The 17,846-nt window shown below is 43.9% G+C and carries 11 protein-coding genes; 9 read left to right on the top strand and 2 right to left on the bottom strand.

All coding sequences use genetic code 11. The annotated features are described in order from the left end of the window. The first annotated feature begins 171 nt into the window (after positions 1–171). From MKY23_RS18560 to MKY23_RS18550, 3 genes are all read left to right on the top strand, one after another. Positions 172–1,446, top strand: coding sequence for an extracellular solute-binding protein (locus tag MKY23_RS18560; RefSeq protein WP_221789076.1), 1,275 nt, complete (start codon positions 172–174; stop codon positions 1,444–1,446). Positions 1,447–1,449: 3 nt separating this feature from the next. After that, positions 1,450–2,322: a sugar ABC transporter permease gene (locus MKY23_RS18555; protein WP_221789077.1), complete on the top strand. Its 873-nt coding sequence runs from the start codon at positions 1,450–1,452 to the stop codon at positions 2,320–2,322. Positions 2,323–2,436: 114 nt separating this feature from the next. Then, positions 2,437–3,252 carry a carbohydrate ABC transporter permease gene (locus MKY23_RS18550; protein WP_221789078.1) on the top strand — a complete coding sequence of 272 codons (816 nt, stop codon included), beginning with the start codon at positions 2,437–2,439 and terminating at the stop codon, positions 3,250–3,252. Between the two features lie 169 nt (positions 3,253–3,421). Here MKY23_RS18550 and MKY23_RS18545 read toward each other — a convergent pair whose 3' ends face one another. Further along, positions 3,422–4,414, bottom strand: coding sequence for a hypothetical protein (locus tag MKY23_RS18545; protein ID WP_221789079.1), 993 nt, complete (start codon positions 4,412–4,414; stop codon positions 3,422–3,424). A gap of 352 nt (positions 4,415–4,766) precedes the next feature. Here MKY23_RS18545 and MKY23_RS18540 point away from each other — a divergent pair, with 352 nt between their 5' ends. Both MKY23_RS18540 and MKY23_RS18535 read left to right on the top strand, forming a co-directional pair. Beyond that, on the top strand, positions 4,767–5,984 hold the full coding sequence (locus tag MKY23_RS18540; RefSeq protein ID WP_090922661.1) for an MFS transporter: 1,218 nt from the start codon (positions 4,767–4,769) through the stop codon (positions 5,982–5,984). Between the two features lie 503 nt (positions 5,985–6,487). Continuing rightward, positions 6,488–7,114, top strand: a complete 627-nt coding sequence (locus MKY23_RS18535) for a cell wall hydrolase (RefSeq protein WP_312027625.1) — start codon at positions 6,488–6,490, stop codon at positions 7,112–7,114. Between the two features lie 179 nt (positions 7,115–7,293). On the opposite strand, the gene MKY23_RS18530 is transcribed toward MKY23_RS18535, so the two are convergent. Beyond that, on the bottom strand, positions 7,294–8,064 hold the full coding sequence (locus MKY23_RS18530) for a hypothetical protein (protein ID WP_221789080.1): 771 nt from the start codon (positions 8,062–8,064) through the stop codon (positions 7,294–7,296). 289 nt (positions 8,065–8,353) lie between these two features. Between MKY23_RS18530 and MKY23_RS18525 the strand changes: the two genes are divergently transcribed. From MKY23_RS18525 to MKY23_RS18510, 4 genes are all read left to right on the top strand, one after another. Next, positions 8,354–8,641 carry a DUF3139 domain-containing protein gene (locus tag MKY23_RS18525; protein ID WP_221789081.1) on the top strand — a complete coding sequence of 96 codons (288 nt, stop codon included), beginning with the start codon at positions 8,354–8,356 and terminating at the stop codon, positions 8,639–8,641. A gap of 138 nt (positions 8,642–8,779) precedes the next feature. Next, positions 8,780–9,520: a peroxide stress protein YaaA gene (gene yaaA, locus MKY23_RS18520; protein ID WP_221789083.1), complete on the top strand. Its 741-nt coding sequence runs from the start codon at positions 8,780–8,782 to the stop codon at positions 9,518–9,520. 246 nt (positions 9,521–9,766) lie between these two features. Next, positions 9,767–13,072, top strand: a complete 3,306-nt coding sequence (locus MKY23_RS18515; RefSeq protein WP_339831323.1) for a hypothetical protein — start codon at positions 9,767–9,769, stop codon at positions 13,070–13,072. A gap of 30 nt (positions 13,073–13,102) precedes the next feature. Beyond that, positions 13,103–17,842, top strand: a complete 4,740-nt coding sequence (locus MKY23_RS18510) for an RHS repeat-associated core domain-containing protein (RefSeq protein ID WP_339831320.1) — start codon at positions 13,103–13,105, stop codon at positions 17,840–17,842. Positions 17,843–17,846: the final 4 nt, after the last annotated feature.

The following is a 17,846-nucleotide window of genomic DNA, read 5'->3' as shown; positions in this document are numbered from 1 at the left end:
ACAAATCTGGAAAAGCGGAGCGCTCGCCTTTATCCCCGGATTTCTCCTTATATATTAAAATTGAAAAAATCCGGGGGTAACAGCGATTGAAAGATTGTTATGAATACGTAGTGTTCAGTGTAAATTTAGTCGGTTTAACTTACGTTTATCATCCTTAGGAGGTCGTCTTTCATGAAAAAAAATAAAAAAATGATCCTGCCGCTTGTCAGTATGCTGGTGATGTCCATCCTGCTGTCCGCTTGCGGCGGTGGAAATAATGCGGCATCCGGAGAGAACGGCTCCTCAGGTTCAGGTAAAGTGACCATTAGCTTCATGCACTGGCGGGGCGAGGATTCCGAAGCATTTAACAAGACGATTGACGCGTTTGAAAAAGAAAATCCGAACATCCATGTGGAGATGCAGACGCTCCCTTCGGATCAATATCAATCCACCGTGCAATCCAAAATCAGCGACGGCTCCACAGGGGATGTGTTTGCCTCTTTCCCGGGTGCTCAGTTCCAAGCATTCAGCAAAGCCGGACTATTTACGGATCTGACGGGATCATCCTTCCTGTCGGCTTACAATCCGAAACTGATCGAAGCCGGACAACACGATGGCAAACAATATGCGATTCCGTATCAACTTGTATATAACGATCCGATCTATAACGTTAAACTGTTTGAAAAGTACGGCCTGACCCCACCGAAAGATTGGGAAGGGTTCCTGGCGCTGTGCCAAAAGCTGAAAGACAATGGCATTATTCCGATTGCCTTTGCCGGAGCGGATATTGGTCCAGGCCAATTCATGAATACGATGGTGATGAACAATGCACCGAGTGACGACATTTTTACCAAAGTTGAAGCGGGCGAAGCCAAACTGACAGATGAGTTCTGGGTAAAAACGTTGACGCAAATCAAAGAGCTGAACGATAAAGGATACTTCCAGCAAAATGCACTGGGTACGAAAGACCCGGCAGCAGGTGCACTGTTTATTCAGGAGAAAGCGGCGATGCTTGCAAGCGGATCGTATCAACTTGCTCAGAACAAACAACAAAACCCGAATCTCGAGCAAAAGTTGCTCGCGCCGATTACGGTAAGTGCCGACCAGGCGAAATATGAGGGAGTGCATACGACCACATTCATGCTTGCGGTAAACAGCAAATCGAAACACCCGGAAGAAGCGAAGAAATTCCTTGAATTCCTGAGCAAACCGGATGTAGCTGGCGCATACGCCAACCAGACAGGACAGAATGTAACGGTGAATGACGTGAAGTATGATACACCAGAACTTCAGGTTGCGGGAGAATGGGCGAACAAAAAGACCGTGTTCCAGCCACGGTTCACCATCCTGAACGGAGATAACCAGAAGGCGGTAACCAACTCCATTCAGGCTGTGCTGAGTGGCACTTCCCCGGAAGAAGCAGCACAGCAAGCACAAGCGATCATTGATCAGCATATCGGGAAATAAACGATGAAAAACCGGTTTCAGCTATCCCTGTTTCTGTTACCCGGATTGCTGCTGTACGTTGGATTGTTCGTATTTCCTACATTGACGGGGCTGTTCTACTCCTTTACGGATTGGGACGGGGTATCCCCGTCGTATGCATTTGTAGGGCTGGATAATTACAAGGACAGTCTCAGCAGCATCGTATTTCGCAAAGCCTTCGGCAATAACGTGGAGTTTATGTTAACCGTTGTGATCGCACAAACCTTTATTTCACTCGTTCTAGCCCTGCTTCTAGTACGCAATACCAAGACAAAAGTGGTACTTCGGGCGCTTTATTTCCTGCCGGCGATTCTGTCGTCGGTATCCGTTGGTCTGATCTGGGCGTTCATGTATGACCCGTCCATTGGACTGATCAATTATGGATTAAACGAGGCGGGGATGAGTAGCATCGCTCGTAACTGGATCGGTGATCCGAAGATTGCGATTTTCTCTATCGCTGCGGTGCAGGTTTGGGCTCACGCAGGGCAGATGATGATTGTGTTCATCGCAGGTCTGCAAGGGATCCCAGCAGAACTGTACGAAGCGGCACGTATGGACGGCGGGAGCAAATGGCAGGTATTCCGCACCGTGACCTGGCCGCTGCTGGCTCCATCGGCAACGATTGTGGTAGCCTATACGACCATCCAGTCGTTCAAGGCTTTTGATCTTATTTTCACAATGACGGACGGAGGTCCGAACTACGCCACTGAAATTTTGACCACATACATTTATCATACTGCTTTTGGCAGCTATTCGTTTGGTCTGGCTTCTGCCGGTTCGATGATCTTCCTGGTGTTGCTCGCGCTACTGACGTTATTACAGTTCAAGGCGCTACGTGCCGACCGGGTGAGCTATTAACGGATAGATGATTGCCTCTTTTCGTGAGCGTGTTCGAGAAAAACGTAGTAATTTGATTTTGGATGTGAAGATTAACTTTAGGTGTGAGGTTGAGAGGAAGGAGGGATTTTTTATATGGTTTTCAAATGGTTCAATCGACTGATCCTGTTTGTGTATGCGCTGCTGATCCTTGTGCCGCTGTATTTTGTATTTGTATCTTCGTTCAAAACAAGTAGCAATTTCTTCACCAGCCCATTCAGCTGGCCGGACCCGTTTACATGGGATAATGTGACGGGATTGTTCCGTAATCAGCCCATGTGGCAATATTTCGGGAACAGTATGATTGTAACACTGGGGACAGTAGCGATTGAGCTACTGCTCAGTAGCATGATTGCTTATGCCATTGTCCGCTGGGGCGGCGGCGTAGGCAAAATTGTGTTTGCACTCTTTGTTGCTGGTCTAATTGTACCGTCACAGGTCAGCATGTTGCCGATCTATTCCCTCACACGTACGCTTGGATGGTCCGACAGTCTGACAGGTTTGATTATCGTATCAGCTGCGATGTTGATGCCCGTTTCCGTGTTTATGCTGACAGGTTTCATGCGTATGTTGAATTCGGAAATTTTGGAAGCAGGTAGTATGGATGGGGCCAACGAGTGGAGACTCTTTACCCGGATCGCTCTGCCTCTGGCGGCACCTTCACTGGCCGCAACCGCAACGTTCCTGCTGGTGATGGTCTGGAATGACTTGCTCATTCCGATGCTTATGCTCACCAGCAAGTCCAAACTCACCTTGCCACTTGCCCTGATGCAATTCCGCGGGGAGTACGTGACGAATTATCCGATGATGCTGACTGGTGTTCTAGTGACAGCGATCCCGATGATTGTGCTGTTCTTGCTACTTCAGCGTTATTTCGTCGCAGGTCTTACGGCAGGTTCCCTTAAGGGTTGAGGCCTGGAGATAGAAATTGACGAAACAGCTTGAAACTGGAAAAGCCCAAAGCGATTGTACACATAAGGCTGCATCTCGCTTTGGGGTATATTCTCTACTCTTCTCCAATTCACAATTAATCGAATAAAATAAGTACTTCTTTTTATTTGTCTGTAATACTGGGCGCGTATTAATCAATGCTAAATCCAGATGATTGTAAGTCATCTAAAATCATATTTAACGCATCCGTTTCTTTAGCTATTAATAGATCAATAGAGTTCGCCAGATTAGACAAAGACATAGGGTCAAGAGAGATTGAGTACTTCAGTATAATATTTCGTTGTATATATGCAAGTTTTTCTATCTCTTTATATTTTGAATAAATATTGGGATTTCTTATATAGTTGTGTTCCCTCATATAGTTTATTCTCTCAACCATACAAGTTTTGTGCTCTAATAAAATATGAAAGGGACGTATATCTGCTTTAGTTGAACCTGATTTTAGTATTTCGACATATCGTTTAAGATAATAATATGTGTCGATACCAAATATAGGATTTGGAGGGAGGTAACAGTTTCCTTGAATCGTATTTATTGATAGTAAATAATCCTTTATTGAACGCATGACATTGTAGATATTAAATTGTGGTGTAATGTAGTTGTTGTAACTGTATAGAATAGTGAGTTTGTAATCAGCATGATTATAAGCTTTTCTAAAATCTTCAAAGGGAACTTGAGTGCTGGCAAAATGACGAATCTCATTAAAACCTAGAACATTAAATTTTTTATCTTCGTATCCATAAACCAAAATATTATGAGTGAAGTGTTTATTTACTTTTCTATTAGGAATATAGAATTCATCAACATGAGTATAAACATAGCAATCATTATTAATGCTATTAATAGTGTAGTCTACAATGTCGATTTCACTAATTGAAAATTCTGGTTTAGAAGCATAGGTCTCGATACATGGGTAACTGAACAATCGATCGTTTGGAAAGTAGAAATCAACGAGATGGTCATTCGTATGCTCAAAGTATTCTGGATTACATATTATTTGGATGAAGTTATTATAGAACCAAGGAATATATTCATTGTGATTACCTAAAATTGACAATGGATAAGCATGATGTAAAAAACCGATAACTTTTGGTTGAGAAATTGGAAGTATTTTAGTCACCATTGTTGTAACTCTCCTTATGAATTATTTAATTAATACTGATCCTAGTATGACTATGGTTAGTTTGATATTCTGAATAGTTATTATTTTTGGGGATTTATAAGCCAATGTTTTTATCATTCGAAACGATTCGAATTAATTTTAGAATCCCCTCTATTAGTTATAAATGGAAAATTATAAAATTGCAAATTTACTGCTTTAATTACAAAAAAGTATAAAGTATTTATGTTCACTTCCAGATGTACATGTTTCATTTAGCGTGGCCCTGTATTTTGCATTGATTTCTGGTTCATTCTGCATAATAATGGTTTAGTGTCAGGATGACTACATAGAGATCAAGGGAGCTATTAATCTGATGAGTAAATTGGAAGTGTTGCGGAATCCCAAGCAGCGCAAGCTGCTGTTCAGTGCCGGTATGAGCTGGCTGTTTGATGCGATGGAAGTCGGCATGATCTCCTTTATCGTAGCTGCACTCGCGAAGGAGTGGAGTCTAAGTCCCGGACAAGTCGGGGTGCTGACGAGTATCAACTCCATCGGTATGGCACTGGGTGCCTTGCTCGCAGGTGCACTCGCAGACCGTTTTGGAAGAAAAGCGATTCTGATGTGGACGTTGCTGATCTTTACGATTGCAAGCGGTCTATCGGCACTCGCTACTGGTTTTGCAGTCTTGTGTGCACTACGTCTCGTTGCAGGGATCGGTCTTGGCGGCGAGCTGCCCGTAGCATCTACGCTGGTATCGGAATCGATGCCTACAGCGGAACGTGGACGTGCGGTTGTGTTGTTGGAAAGCTTCTGGGCAGGGGGCTGGATTGTATCGGCGCTGATTGCCAATTTTGTTATCCCTGAGTATGGGTGGAGAATTGCGTTTGCGATTGGTGCACTTCCTGCGTTCTATGCGCTGTATTTACGCCGTGCTATCCAAGATCCTCCGCGGTACAAGAATCACACGAAATTGCATAAAATCACTTTCCGCGAGAAGGTTGCCACGGTGTGGTCTGCACCGCATCGCCGCACCACATTGATGCTATGGATTTTGTGGTTTACCGTTATTTTCTCGTATTATGGCATGTTCTTGTGGCTGCCTTCGGTTGTAATGGCAAAGGGTTTTACGTTGGTCAAAAGTTTCCAGTATGTGTTGATCATGACGATCGCACAGTTGCCAGGTTACTTCACTGCTGCGTATTTCATTGAACGATTTGGCCGGAAGTTTGTACTTGTCGTTTACCTTACTTTGACTGCGTTCAGTGCGATTGCCTTTGGACTGGCTACAACCGAAGCGACCATTTTGGCCGCCGGAATCTGTTTATCGTTCTTCAATCTCGGTGCTTGGGGCGGATTGTACGCATACAGCCCTGAATTGTATCCGACTTCGGTTCGTTCCACAGGCGTTGGACTAGCTACATCGGTCGGCCGGATTGGAGGCGTACTTGCACCATTTATGGTGGGTATGCTTGTTCAGAAGGCAGTTCCCATCAGCCTGATTTTCACCATTTTCTTCGTAACCATCCTTATTGGAGCAGCTGCTGTGCTGTTCTGGGGCCGGGAAACGAAAGGGCAGGAACTCGCCGAATAATGTTCAGAAAATTTTAGCGCAACTTTTATACGGGTCTGCCTGCCTACGGAAAAGGGGGTTGGACAAGCGATACAAGGTTGATATAAGAAGAGGTGTGACCCTGATACGACCATGGGCTCATGCCTCTTTTTGATATGTGCAGGACTCATTTTTTCATGCTCCATCGGTCCGATAGACGGGCTATTTTTGATATCCTATAATGACACTCGGGATGTCCAAATGTGAGGATTCAGTGGGAAGTAGTATATCTGGATTCAGAAAATTGGAGGGTTAAGGAAATGATGAAGAAAAATACAAAGAATGAAATGCATATGACGAGTGAACAGCATAGCGTGTACGAAATGGTGAGAGTTGATGAAGAGTCAGGGATGAATATCATATATGGGTATTCTGATCCGAATGATCTGCGCATGAGTGCAGACGATATGGAGCCTATTACCGTGAGTCGTAAAGTCACCCATCGCAGGGGGAAAAAGACGAACAAAAGAGCAGGCCGAGTCAGTATGCTTCTTGGAGCCTGTGCAATGACGCTTGGACTTACCGTTGCTGCCCCTTCAGCAGGGGCACAAAAGCTGGAGCAGGGCATTCGCAGTGAACATGTGGTGCAACTGCAAGAGCAATTGAGTGACCTAGGATATTTTGATGCTGGTGTGACAGGTTATTATGGTTCGATTACTCAGAACGCCGTTCGTGAATTCCAGCAAGCGCAGGGATTAAGTGCCGATGGTGTAGTAGGGCCTGTGACGCTGAACAGACTGAACCAAAAGGTCAAAGCCGAAGGAGAAACACTGCGTCAACTGGCGAAGCTGATCCATGGGGAAGCGCGCGGAGAATCTTTCGAAGGACAGGTCGCTGTAGGGGCAGTTGTCTTAAACCGGGTGCAATCGGGGGAGTTTCCGTCATCCATCTCCGAAGTCATTTTCCAGAAAGGTCAGTTCACAGCTGTAGACGATGGTCAATTTAATCTGAAGCCAACCGCAACCTCGTTCAAGGCTGCACGTCAAGCTCTCAATGGTGCCGATCCAACGCATGGAGCGCTATTTTATTACAATCCGAAGATTGCCACGTCCGAGTGGAGCAAGAGCAGGCCCACACTGCTGACCATTGGGCAACATGATTTTACGAAATAAGGTGGTAATGCAAGAAGCCAGCTAATTAGGTAGAGTGGTAACTAATTTTTTGGTCCAACAACAAACCCTGGTTGAACGCTGCAGAAGATTTGCAGATATTTTACCAGGGTTTGTTTTATTTATACGTTGTTATCGCGGAGAAAGAATATATGGAGTAGTGAGACAGCGCAGATTCAACGTTAATCTTTATTTTCGAATGGAATCGTCAATGAAGTCGGCTCTACAATCGTTTTTTCCGTATCATAGTCATAGACCTTGTTGAAAATTAATTCGATGGACTCCAGTTCATCAGGATCACCAGTGTATACGAAACCAGCGGCTATATTATCCATGACTACACCATTATATTGATGATAGACGTAAGGTTTCCTCATGAAATTACGATCTGCTGAAATAGGGTTGCCCATATTCGGATGAACAGAATTCAGACCGTAAAATCCTATATTTTGATCCGTTGTATTTTCGACACTGTATAGGATTTTGATATAAGTCATTTTAGAAGCGATATCCTGTTGATTGAGTACCGAAATGTTTTTCAGGGTGTCCTCGGGAATATCATTTGCTTCTAGTAATTGGACATCCATCAGATGAATAGTTAATGGTCCAACTGCAATACTTTGATCCAGAGAAACTGTTTTTAACAATTTCAGCTGTCCACCGTATTCGAATATGCCCGTATCCCCAGCTTTAGATAAGATCGGTGATGAAGTATTTTCCAAAAGTTTATCACTAAGATTGCTCGCGGACTGCTCGAATGCATTGTAATCTGGCTTAAGATCTTTGTATGTTAATTCCGACCGGAAAGGTTTCATACCGGATTCCAATACAAGTTCAGGCGAAGCAATTTGAGTCTGTAATGATGTGCTCTCCAGGTTTGTAGATGAAGCATAATCTGAATTGCCTGAACCGCTCAAAAGTGCGAGAGCAACCAGTAATTGAATAATAAACATGAAGAAGCGACACCCTTTCTCTTGATCCATTGATGTAAATACTTTTATTAATCATCATAACAAAACCATTTAGGAAGACCATGAGAATATTGGACTAAGTTCAGATAATAACATATTGACGAGTGATTGATTCGGAATGGTAGCAAAGACCCATTGATATAAAGTCTGGTATTCCGGATTGCTAAAGTTGAGGTCGAGGTACATTGTGAGCTAAGATTAGATGATCGCTTTGAATGGATGAATTCGAGAATTAAAAGAAGAAAAATTAAAAGAGTCAGGGTGAATAGAGATGAAATTACTAAAGACCTCATTGGTTCTAGTAACACTCGTGATCATTGCTTCTTTGGCATGGTATGGGTCCTATAAGAGTGATATGAAGAAACTTGAGGATAAGTTGAGAACGTATTTAACGGTTGAAAAAGGAATGGATGAGCAGACGATCACCAGCATCACAGCTCGCCGTAGTAAAATGCCGATGTATCCTGTTGTTGTTAAATTTAAAGACAATCCGGAGGAATATATCTACTACTATAGAGAAGATGAATGGATTCAGCTGGCACCTGATCCGAATTCGTAAACTTTCATAAAATAACTTAAACTTTTGGAATCTTTTATGAAGGCGCGATCTTAATATGACCCACCATTGGATTCATCTGCCTAATCCTGTACAATGAATAACGACAAAACAACGGTAGATTAAGGATGGATTAGAACGATGAGGATTATTATATCACCAGCCAAAAAGATGAAGGTTGATACCGATCTAATGGCTAGCGCGCAGTTGCCGCAATATATAAACGAGTCAGAACAACTCCTGAGTCTGCTCCAGACGTTATCTTATGAAGAGCTCAAAACGTTATGGAAGTGCAATGATGCTATCGCTGAACTGAACATGGAGCGGATTCGCAGCATGAATGTAAAAGAAAATCTTACACCGGCCATCTATTCGTATGAGGGCATTCAGTATCAATATATGGCGCCGGGTGTTTTTCAGCAGGAAGAGCTGGCGTATCTGGAGCAGCATTTGCGGATATTATCCGGGTTTTATGGCATGTTGCGTCCTTTGGACGGGGTTACTCCGTATCGGTTGGAGATGCAGGGCAAGCTGCAAGGGCCGGGATTCAAATCCCTTTATCAGTTCTGGGGCAGCAAGCTGGCTGATCAGCTTCAATCCGAAAGCAACTGCATTCTGAATCTGGCTTCCAAAGAGTACAGCAAGAACATCACGCCTTTTTTGAAAGAAGAAACCCGTTTTATCACTTGTGTATTTGGACAGATGGTTGGTGGGAAACTGGTGGAGAAGGCCACCCGCGCCAAAATGGCGAGAGGTGAGATGGTACGGTATATGGCAGAGCGTAAGATTACAGATGTGGAAGATATCAAAGGATTTGATCGGTTAGATTTTGTTTTCTCGGAAGAACAGTCAGATGAGAGTACTTATGTATTTATTTATTGAGAAAAAGTAGTAGTGAAGCTTATTTAATATGTAAGAGAGTACCAATCTGTTTTGTTTTATCCAAGAGTCGCCATCTGGCGGCTTTTTTGTTTTATCCACACCTTTAAAAGGAAAAAAGTCCCTAAAATCAAGGACTAAATAACTATTACCTAAATTAAGGAAAATGACGATACTTATAATTCGACCATCTTTATCTCTTTTAAGGGATGAACTGGAAGATGAATATAAAGGAGGAAAAGAAATTTCATGAATCTACGAAAAGGCTTTATTATTTTTCTAGTTTTCTGGCTTGCTATTGGAACCATGCTTCCAACTAGCGGTTATGCACTTTCAGATCCATCAGCTTCAATAGTAACGTCAGAAAGCACGGGTGATGATGTCAACCGTTCTGCGGAGGATGCAGTGCTAATAGGACAGACGGATGTAGAGGGTTGGGACCCCGAATTCTATGAAGAACCTGAGGATGTAAATGAAGGTGAAGAACATAAGAAGGAATCAGACCCGTTGACGGTGACGGATGATACATACGGAGAGCACATGTTCACTACCCAAGCAGTGGCTTTGGCGAACGAAACACTAGTCATGAATCCGGGAGAATCATATACATTCACCAATACCGGGACCGTTGCCAGGAGTTTAAGTATCAATGCATCAACCTCAAGAGGCAGTGCATACGATTATGCCAATTATAGACCGGACGGAAGTATTTCAGGTGATAATTTAGACTTTACCGGAAGTATAACGGTAAATTCAGGCTACACGATCGTCATTACATCAAGCGGGGAAAATCCTTTCACGGTTACGGTTCGACCGGAGTTTTCCTATGGTGTGTCCACAAACCCTGCGATGCACCGAGTTACTTTATCCAAAGGAGAAAGTTACCGCTTCTTCAATGAAGGATCACAGTCAAGAGTTTTAAGTGCGGGTACTTCCACAACCCAGGATAAGAAGATAGACTACGCTGTTTACAAAGAAGATGGTAGTCTTGTAAGTTCAAATTTCCAAACTACAGGCAAGCCTTCAGTTGCTGGAGGAAATGAAGTTATTATTACAGGTGCAGGTTCACAGCCTGTTAGTGTTGGTTTTCCCTATGAAGTATACACGGGTGACTGGAGTGACGAGCCGGCGTATACACGAGTAACTTTGAATCAAGGAGAGAGTTATCAGTTTACGAATATTAGTTCCAAATCGGATGCGCTTCAGAGTGATGGGACCTCTAAAGATAAACATGATTACGTTGTTTATCTTCCCGATGGTACAGAAAGTACGACCGGGACCAATTCAACCACAAAGCCGACTATCGCTGCGGGCAGAACAGCTGTGGTGACACTGGTAACCTCAACACCTGTGACATACGGTGTGCCTTACAGGACTTTCGATGTTCAGAAAGCTGGCGGTGATGCGATAACAAGAGTGACCGTATATCCTGGCGAATCTGTTATTTTCCGGAATAACGGATCATTAGCCAACCCAATTAAAAACAATGCGAGCAGCGCGAACGGAGCTGTGTTTGATTACACCTTGTATACCTCGGAAAATGTTGTGCATTCTGACGGCTTTAACAAAAATGTCAATCCGATGATTCGATCCCAAGGTTACGCCGTTGTATCCGTTGTAGGACAAGTTCCGATTGAATTTAGTTACACGGATGATTTTTCCTTTGAATACAGCCTGGAACCTTCCCATCACCGTGTAACGTTGAACCAGGGGGAGAGCGTGACATTCTGGAACTACGGTAAAAGTCAGGAATATCTCGATAGTGATGCTTCATCGAATAACAAATCTCGTTTATTTGATTATGTAACTTATTACTCCGATGGTACGGAGCGCAGCACCAAAAAATCAACCTCGACTGCCCCGGTGGTATTTTATGGGAACAAAGCCGTAATTACAGGTGTATCTTCACAACCTGTTACGATGGGTGCCATTTATACCATTTTTGATGTGGAGGATCGGCCTAACGAAGCCTTGAGTAAGATTACTGTTGAACCGGGACAATCCGTGAAATTTCATAACGGCGGTTCCCTTAGTAATCCAATCCGTAGTAATGCGAAGACGGTAGGTTCTCTATATGACATCGTTGTCTACAAATCAGACGGCAAAGCATATAGTGACAAATTCAATAACAATGGTAGTCTCGTTAACATTCCATCTGGTGGTGAAGCCATTGTTACCGTTGTAGGAAGCACACCTGTGTTATTTGAATATACAGACGATTTCTCCGTCGTGGATAGCCAGGAACCCGCCTATTTACGTGTAACGTTAAACAAAGGAGAGAGTTATGCCTATACAAATATAAGCTCCGATTCCAAGAGAATCAGGACGGATGCCTCTAGTAATCAACAGAAAGTCTTTGATTATATCATCTACAATTCAGATGGAACGGAATCATCCAAGAGAACAGCGGTTGCTTTTGATCCCCTTGTCGTGGGTAGCAAAAAAATTGTCGTTACGAATACTTCCGAGCAAGCGATAACGTATGGAGGGATTTATCGTATTTTCCGTGGACAAGACGACGAAGTCCCGTCACCTGAAACGGAAATTACAGTGAAGCAGGGACAGAGCGCAGTCTTCACGAATCCGGGTTCAACAACGGCTCTAATCAATCGGGTAGGAACAAACAGTTCCATTGTTGATTTTGTAGTTTACGAAGGAACCGATAAATTTTTGCATCTAACGGCAGGTTCGGACTTGGATGCTTGGGAAATACCTGCTGGCGGAACACTCGTGATGACTGCAATATCTTCTGAGCCAGTAACGATTCAATATAGCGTGCCTGTGACGGCTAGTCCCAGTCAGGAGCCTGCACTCCTTAAACGAAATTTGGAGCCGAACACGACGGCGGTGTTCTCTAACACATCTTCTTTCTCATCCGTGCTCTTTACATCTCAAGTAGAAGGATTAGTCTACGATTACGTTGTCCGGAATCAGAACCAAGTCGTTGTCAAAGAAGGGAAAGACGCAGTAGGACCACAACAAATACCTGGAAAGTCTGAAATTCAGGTGCATAATGTGTCAGACCAAACGTTGAAATTCGTAGCTCCATACCGCAATTTTACGGTAAAGCAAGTCGAATTAGAGTTTCTGACTTTGTATGAGAACACAGAGACTGAACTTCCTAAGGAGCAAAAAGGTAATATCTACTACCGTTTCAGTCCATATAGCTCTGATAAATATCGAATTGCAATCAAAGAATCAGGAGATTTTTCCATCGAACCTCGAATCGAGTTGTATGAAGACAAGGAGCTTAGCATACCTCTGGTGTCTTCCGTAGATCAGGAGCAGGTGTACGGCGAGCAATATACCGTGCTTGAATGGGATCTGCAGGGTGGCAAAACGTACTATCTCAAACTGAGTGAAAAGAATGGCAAACCGATAAAAGGAGCCATCAAAGCGGCCTGGATGAACATTCGCAACGATAACAGCTACGAATACGGTTATGCGAATCAATTGCTTAAAGTTGTGCTGTATACAGGAGATCAGATTGTATTTGAGTATGACCGTAACGGTAATTTAACGAAAAGAACAAAGAAAATTTTCCCATTTAATTAATGATTGTTAATACTAGGTTGAGGTGATGAAGTGTTTAAGAAAATAACATTGATATGGTTATGTGCGATATTAGTTTTTAGTGGGCTTGGCTCTTTTGCGTATGAAGGGCAGGCTGCGGCGGCATCGTCGTCAGAAGGAAGAGATTCTCTTCCTTCAGCTACCTATATTACAATTCATAGTTTACAAGAGCAGTTTGGTATTCAAGAGGAATGGATCAGAGCGAAACTGGATCAAGGTTACTCCTTGTATCAGTTGTATAAGGCGTTACAGACAGATCGCTCAGGCGGTGCGGCTGCTGAGAACTGGCTTCAAACCCAGGAAATCAGCGAACCGATTACCATGGAGGGGTTACGCCCTTCCTCATCCACACCGTCTGATTCATCTCAGCTCAAACCCTTTTCAATCCTTGCAGTTGACGATGAAGTTCCAGGTACAGGAACAACCGTGGATCAAACAGGGCTTGATCATGTCGATCTTCGGGATGAAGCATCCCAGTATATGACGTCTTATGGAGCTGAGTCCATCTCAACTGCTACAGGGGAGATGACGATTCAAAGTGCCGATCTGTCACTTCCAGGTTTGATTCCCTTCGATCTGACACGTATTTATGATACAGCTAGAGCGAATGGACAGCTTGGTGTGAAGTATGACGAAGCGACTCAAACGTATTCTAATGCGGTAACACCGCGTAAAGAAACAGCGGCAGGCCTTGGACAGGGCTGGCGTTGGGATCTGCCTTTTATGGAACAACGTGGTGAGAACCAGTACATTTATATTCCAGGTGTGGGCTATTATCGTTTAAACGCAAATTTGGAACTAGAAGGTTACGTATGGAATGATATTTCAATTCAAAGAGATGCGACTGTAACGGTGGATGGGGTAGCCAGCAGTTATCGTTTGTCTGTCCGGAACGGGTACGAGTATTTGTTTACACAAACAGGAGAATTGCTGCAGATTACGGATGCCTACCGAAACACGGTGAATTTTAAATATACGAATTCCAATGGTAACCGTGTTATCTCTCGTATCGAAAATAGCGAAGGTCAAGCGCTGACATTTACGTATAGCGATCTGAAAATGACTGTTCAGCTTGCTGGAACGGATCGGAAAGTGACCTATACACAGCGTGAGGACGGAGATATTCGTATTCTGAGAGAGTTTACGGATGCGCTGGATCGAACAACGACCTATACGTATTATTATCCGGAATCCAAATTCAACTTTTTACCGGAGCTTCAACAAAATCAGAGTGCACATGGTGTGATGCATACGGCGCTGCTGTCGCGTATTACAAGCCCATCCTCAGCGATAACAGACTATGCCTACATACCGGCTTTGAAACAGGTTGGAACGTCTTCCGTACATTTTGTATACAAAGTAAGAGAGCGCAAAAGCCATTTTAGTTCAACCGATGCCGAAGGTGATCTGGACAAAGTTAATTTCGAATACTCTGGAGAGGATCTGGAGTCATACGGTCAGTCCGCTTCATGGACGACCAAAGTAAAATCAGGAAATACGGTGGATACATGGAAGTTCTCTAAATCATTCGGTGCAGCTGCACAGCCGGATTTAATCCGGGTGAACAAGCATGAATTAAGTGCAGATGGCGTCGTCTATAACACGGAGTACAAGTACGATAGCCAAAATAAACGGAATCTGCCGACAGAACAATCCGAATGGACTAGCGAAAGTGGGCGTACAGGAGATAAGCTGACCACTTCGGTGACCTATGATCCGAATGGAATGGTTACTTCCGAGAAGCAAAGTACGGGACAAGAATCCACTTATGCCTATGAAACCGGGAAGTCTCCGTACTTTTGGATCCAACCCATTCGTACAACGACTAAGATTAATGACAGGTTAGAAAGATACACGGAAACGACTTATAATGGACAAGGATCTGTATTACGAAGTGTAACCAAAAACGGATACGGAGGACAGATATTATCTGACTCCGAAATCAAACTCGACGCAAAAGGCAGAGTTGTCACAACAACGGATAAAGGTGGTTATCTGGCTAAAGACCGCGTGGTGACGCTGAGTTATGATGCGAATGCGGGACATTTAGTTCAATCGAAATCAACCACTGTCAATGATATTGCAGGGAAGGCAACTCCTTATGTCGATTCATATGAATATAATGGTGCTAGTGAACTGAAAAAAGTAACCGATGCTTCCGGTGAAGAAGAAACGTATCAGTATGACCAAGCCGGACGGGTTCTTCAAGTCACCCATGCGGATGGCACAAAATCAGTCACTGCCTATGATGATGTGAGAAATATAATTACCAACACCGCCCCGGACGGTATGGTTACCAAAGAGCGGTATAATCCGTTAGGTCTTCTGGCAGAAGAACAGACGGCAGAGGCTACCTATAAGTATGCCTACGATCGTGAAGGGAATGTCACCGCGGTTGAAGATGCTGAAGGAAATGTAACCCGATTCGTTGTAGATGCGTTGGGCCGAACGACCAAGACTCAATACCCGGATACGACCACAGCTAACACAGCGTATAACGCTGTAGATCGTACGGTAACGTATGAAGATGCTGCTGGCAACAAAACCCGGGAAAAAAGAGATGTATTGGGCCGCGTGACAGTGATGGAAGAATATCAGAACGGTGCATACGTTCCATTGCAGCAGAAGGAGTATGATCTGGATGGTAATGTGACGGCATCCATTGATGGTAACGGCGAACGGACAACGTATACGTATGATGCTATGGGTCAAATTGCAACGGCCACCACACCGAAGCAAGAGACAAGCCGTTATTTCTATAGCTATCAAGGTCAGACGACTCAGGTCGTATCAGCGAATGGTCAGACGGTAACCAAACAATATGATGAACTGGGCAGGCTGATTAAACAGACTCCACCTATTCAGGATGGCTCTGCAACCAGCTACTACTATGATAAACGAAGCAATCTGATCAAAAAGCAGGATCGACTTGGAAAAGTCACCGAATACACGTACAACAGTGACGACATGCTCACAAGCATGAAGGCGCCAGATACGAGCGTATCGTATACGTATGATGCTGTTGGGCGCAGAACCTCCATGACCGACGACCATGGCAAAACGACGTACAGCTATCAGCAATCAGATGGAATATTGGACGGATTAACATTTCCAGATGGAACACAGTTGAGTTATGAAAATAATACACAGCAACGTCTGGGATACACGATGACCGATGTAAAGGGACAAGCCCTTCGTATTCACGGCGAGCTTGACGCGATGAATCGGGTCACTTCCATGGATATTACCTCGGGTACAGGAGGAGCTTCTGCTCTTGCTTCATCGGGAACAACACCGGTAGATCGTATGACGTTCAGTTACAAACCGAATAGCTTACTGGAAAAACTATCATTTGGTAAAGGACTCAGTACGAGCTACCAGTATAACGGATATGACCTGTCGGGGGTTACAGTCTCTCAAGGGGCTTCCGCGGTTCAACAGTTTAGCTATGAGTATGACGGTAACAAAAACATGACGACCCGTATCCAAAACGGAAAAACGGATCAATACACGTACGATGAATTGAGCCGGATTCAGACTGAAACGGGCACGCAAAAAGAAACGTACACCTATGACCAGAACGGTAACCGATACAGTACCGGAAGCGGAAAGATATACGGTCTGAAGGATGCACAGTATACGTATGACAGTCAGAATCGTATGGTTAAAGCGACTGGAGAAGGTAAAACCGTAAACTATAGCTATAACGGCGATGGATTGTTGTACGAACGTACCGAAGGCGAGCAAACGATACGTTATTACTATGACGAAGAAGCCAAACTGATGGCTGAGGCTGTAGTATCGTCTGGAAAAGCGGAGCTTGCTTACGTTTATATCTATGACTTGTATGGGCAGCTATGGGCCCGGCAGGATAAAAAGACGGGCAAACTGGAGTACTACCAGTTGAACGGACATGGTGACGTTGTTGGCCTTGTGGACGATGCAGGCGAAGTTCTAAACAGTTACACATACGATATCTGGGGCGGACCGTTAACCAAAGAAGAAACGGTTCCGAATGTACTTCGATACGCAGGAGAATACTGGGATGACACCGTAGGTCTGCAATACTTGAGAGCTCGCTGGTACGACCCAGGCATGGCCCGTTTCATCGGTGAAGATACGTATGAAGGTGAACTGAATGATCCACTGAGTTTGAATCTGTATTCGTATGTTCACAACAATCCGTTGAAATATGTGGATCCGAGTGGAGAATCAAAAAGACCAGCTAATAATGCTCTGCTAGGTTTGGAAAGTGGTAGTGGCAGTTCCCGTGGGGGACGAACAGTTCCAGGCGGAAGCATGGGTGGCGGTGGAGGTAGAGGAGGGAGCAGTCCTTCTTCTAAACCCAATACATCAAAACCGAAGAGTACTAAATCTATTACAGGAAAAAGATCTATAAATGGATTAACAAGAGATGAAGCCAGAAAATTTGCCCAGAAGTTAATTAAAAATGGGGAAATTAGAATAACCCACTTAAAATCAATGATTCCAAAAGGGGTGAAAAATACATTTGTAAAAACAGATACAATTAAAGTAGGAGCAAAATATGAATTTTCACTTGCTGACGGACAAAAAGTAATCATTAGATGGCATTCCCCTGATCCTGTTGCTAGGGCGAAATATCCTGCTTCTGCATCTGGTAGTCGTTGGACTGCACAAATTAAAATAGGTAATAAACAATTAAAGACAGATGGTACATGGACAAAAAATCAATCTTTGGATCAAGTTCATATTCCAATTAAAGGGAAGTGATTAA

It is taken from the genome of Paenibacillus sp. FSL R7-0272 (genome assembly GCF_037969905.1).
Lineage (GTDB): Bacteria > Bacillota > Bacilli > Paenibacillales > Paenibacillaceae > Paenibacillus > Paenibacillus polysaccharolyticus.
The sequence above is the reverse complement of the archived record's forward strand: the minus strand, read 5'-3'. Positions and strand labels throughout refer to the sequence as shown.

Excerpts from the sequence above, each read along its gene's own strand:
- MKY23_RS18550 (WP_221789078.1), top strand. The coding sequence starts at position 2,437 with ATGGTTTTCAAATGGTTCAATCGACTGATCCTGTTTGTGTATGCGCTG.
- MKY23_RS18540 (WP_090922661.1), top strand. The coding sequence starts at position 4,767 with ATGAGTAAATTGGAAGTGTTGCGGAATCCCAAGCAGCGCAAGCTGCTG.
- MKY23_RS18555 (WP_221789077.1), top strand. The coding sequence starts at position 1,450 with ATGAAAAACCGGTTTCAGCTATCCCTGTTTCTGTTACCCGGATTGCTG.
- MKY23_RS18535 (WP_312027625.1), top strand. The coding sequence starts at position 6,488 with ATGCTTCTTGGAGCCTGTGCAATGACGCTTGGACTTACCGTTGCTGCC.
- MKY23_RS18560 (WP_221789076.1), top strand. The coding sequence starts at position 172 with ATGAAAAAAAATAAAAAAATGATCCTGCCGCTTGTCAGTATGCTGGTG.
- MKY23_RS18515 (WP_339831323.1), top strand. The coding sequence starts at position 9,767 with ATGAATCTACGAAAAGGCTTTATTATTTTTCTAGTTTTCTGGCTTGCT.
- yaaA (WP_221789083.1), top strand. The coding sequence starts at position 8,780 with ATGAGGATTATTATATCACCAGCCAAAAAGATGAAGGTTGATACCGAT.
- MKY23_RS18525 (WP_221789081.1), top strand. The coding sequence starts at position 8,354 with ATGAAATTACTAAAGACCTCATTGGTTCTAGTAACACTCGTGATCATT.
- MKY23_RS18530 (WP_221789080.1), bottom strand. The coding sequence starts at position 8,064 with ATGTTTATTATTCAATTACTGGTTGCTCTCGCACTTTTGAGCGGTTCA.
- MKY23_RS18545 (WP_221789079.1), bottom strand. The coding sequence starts at position 4,414 with ATGGTGACTAAAATACTTCCAATTTCTCAACCAAAAGTTATCGGTTTT.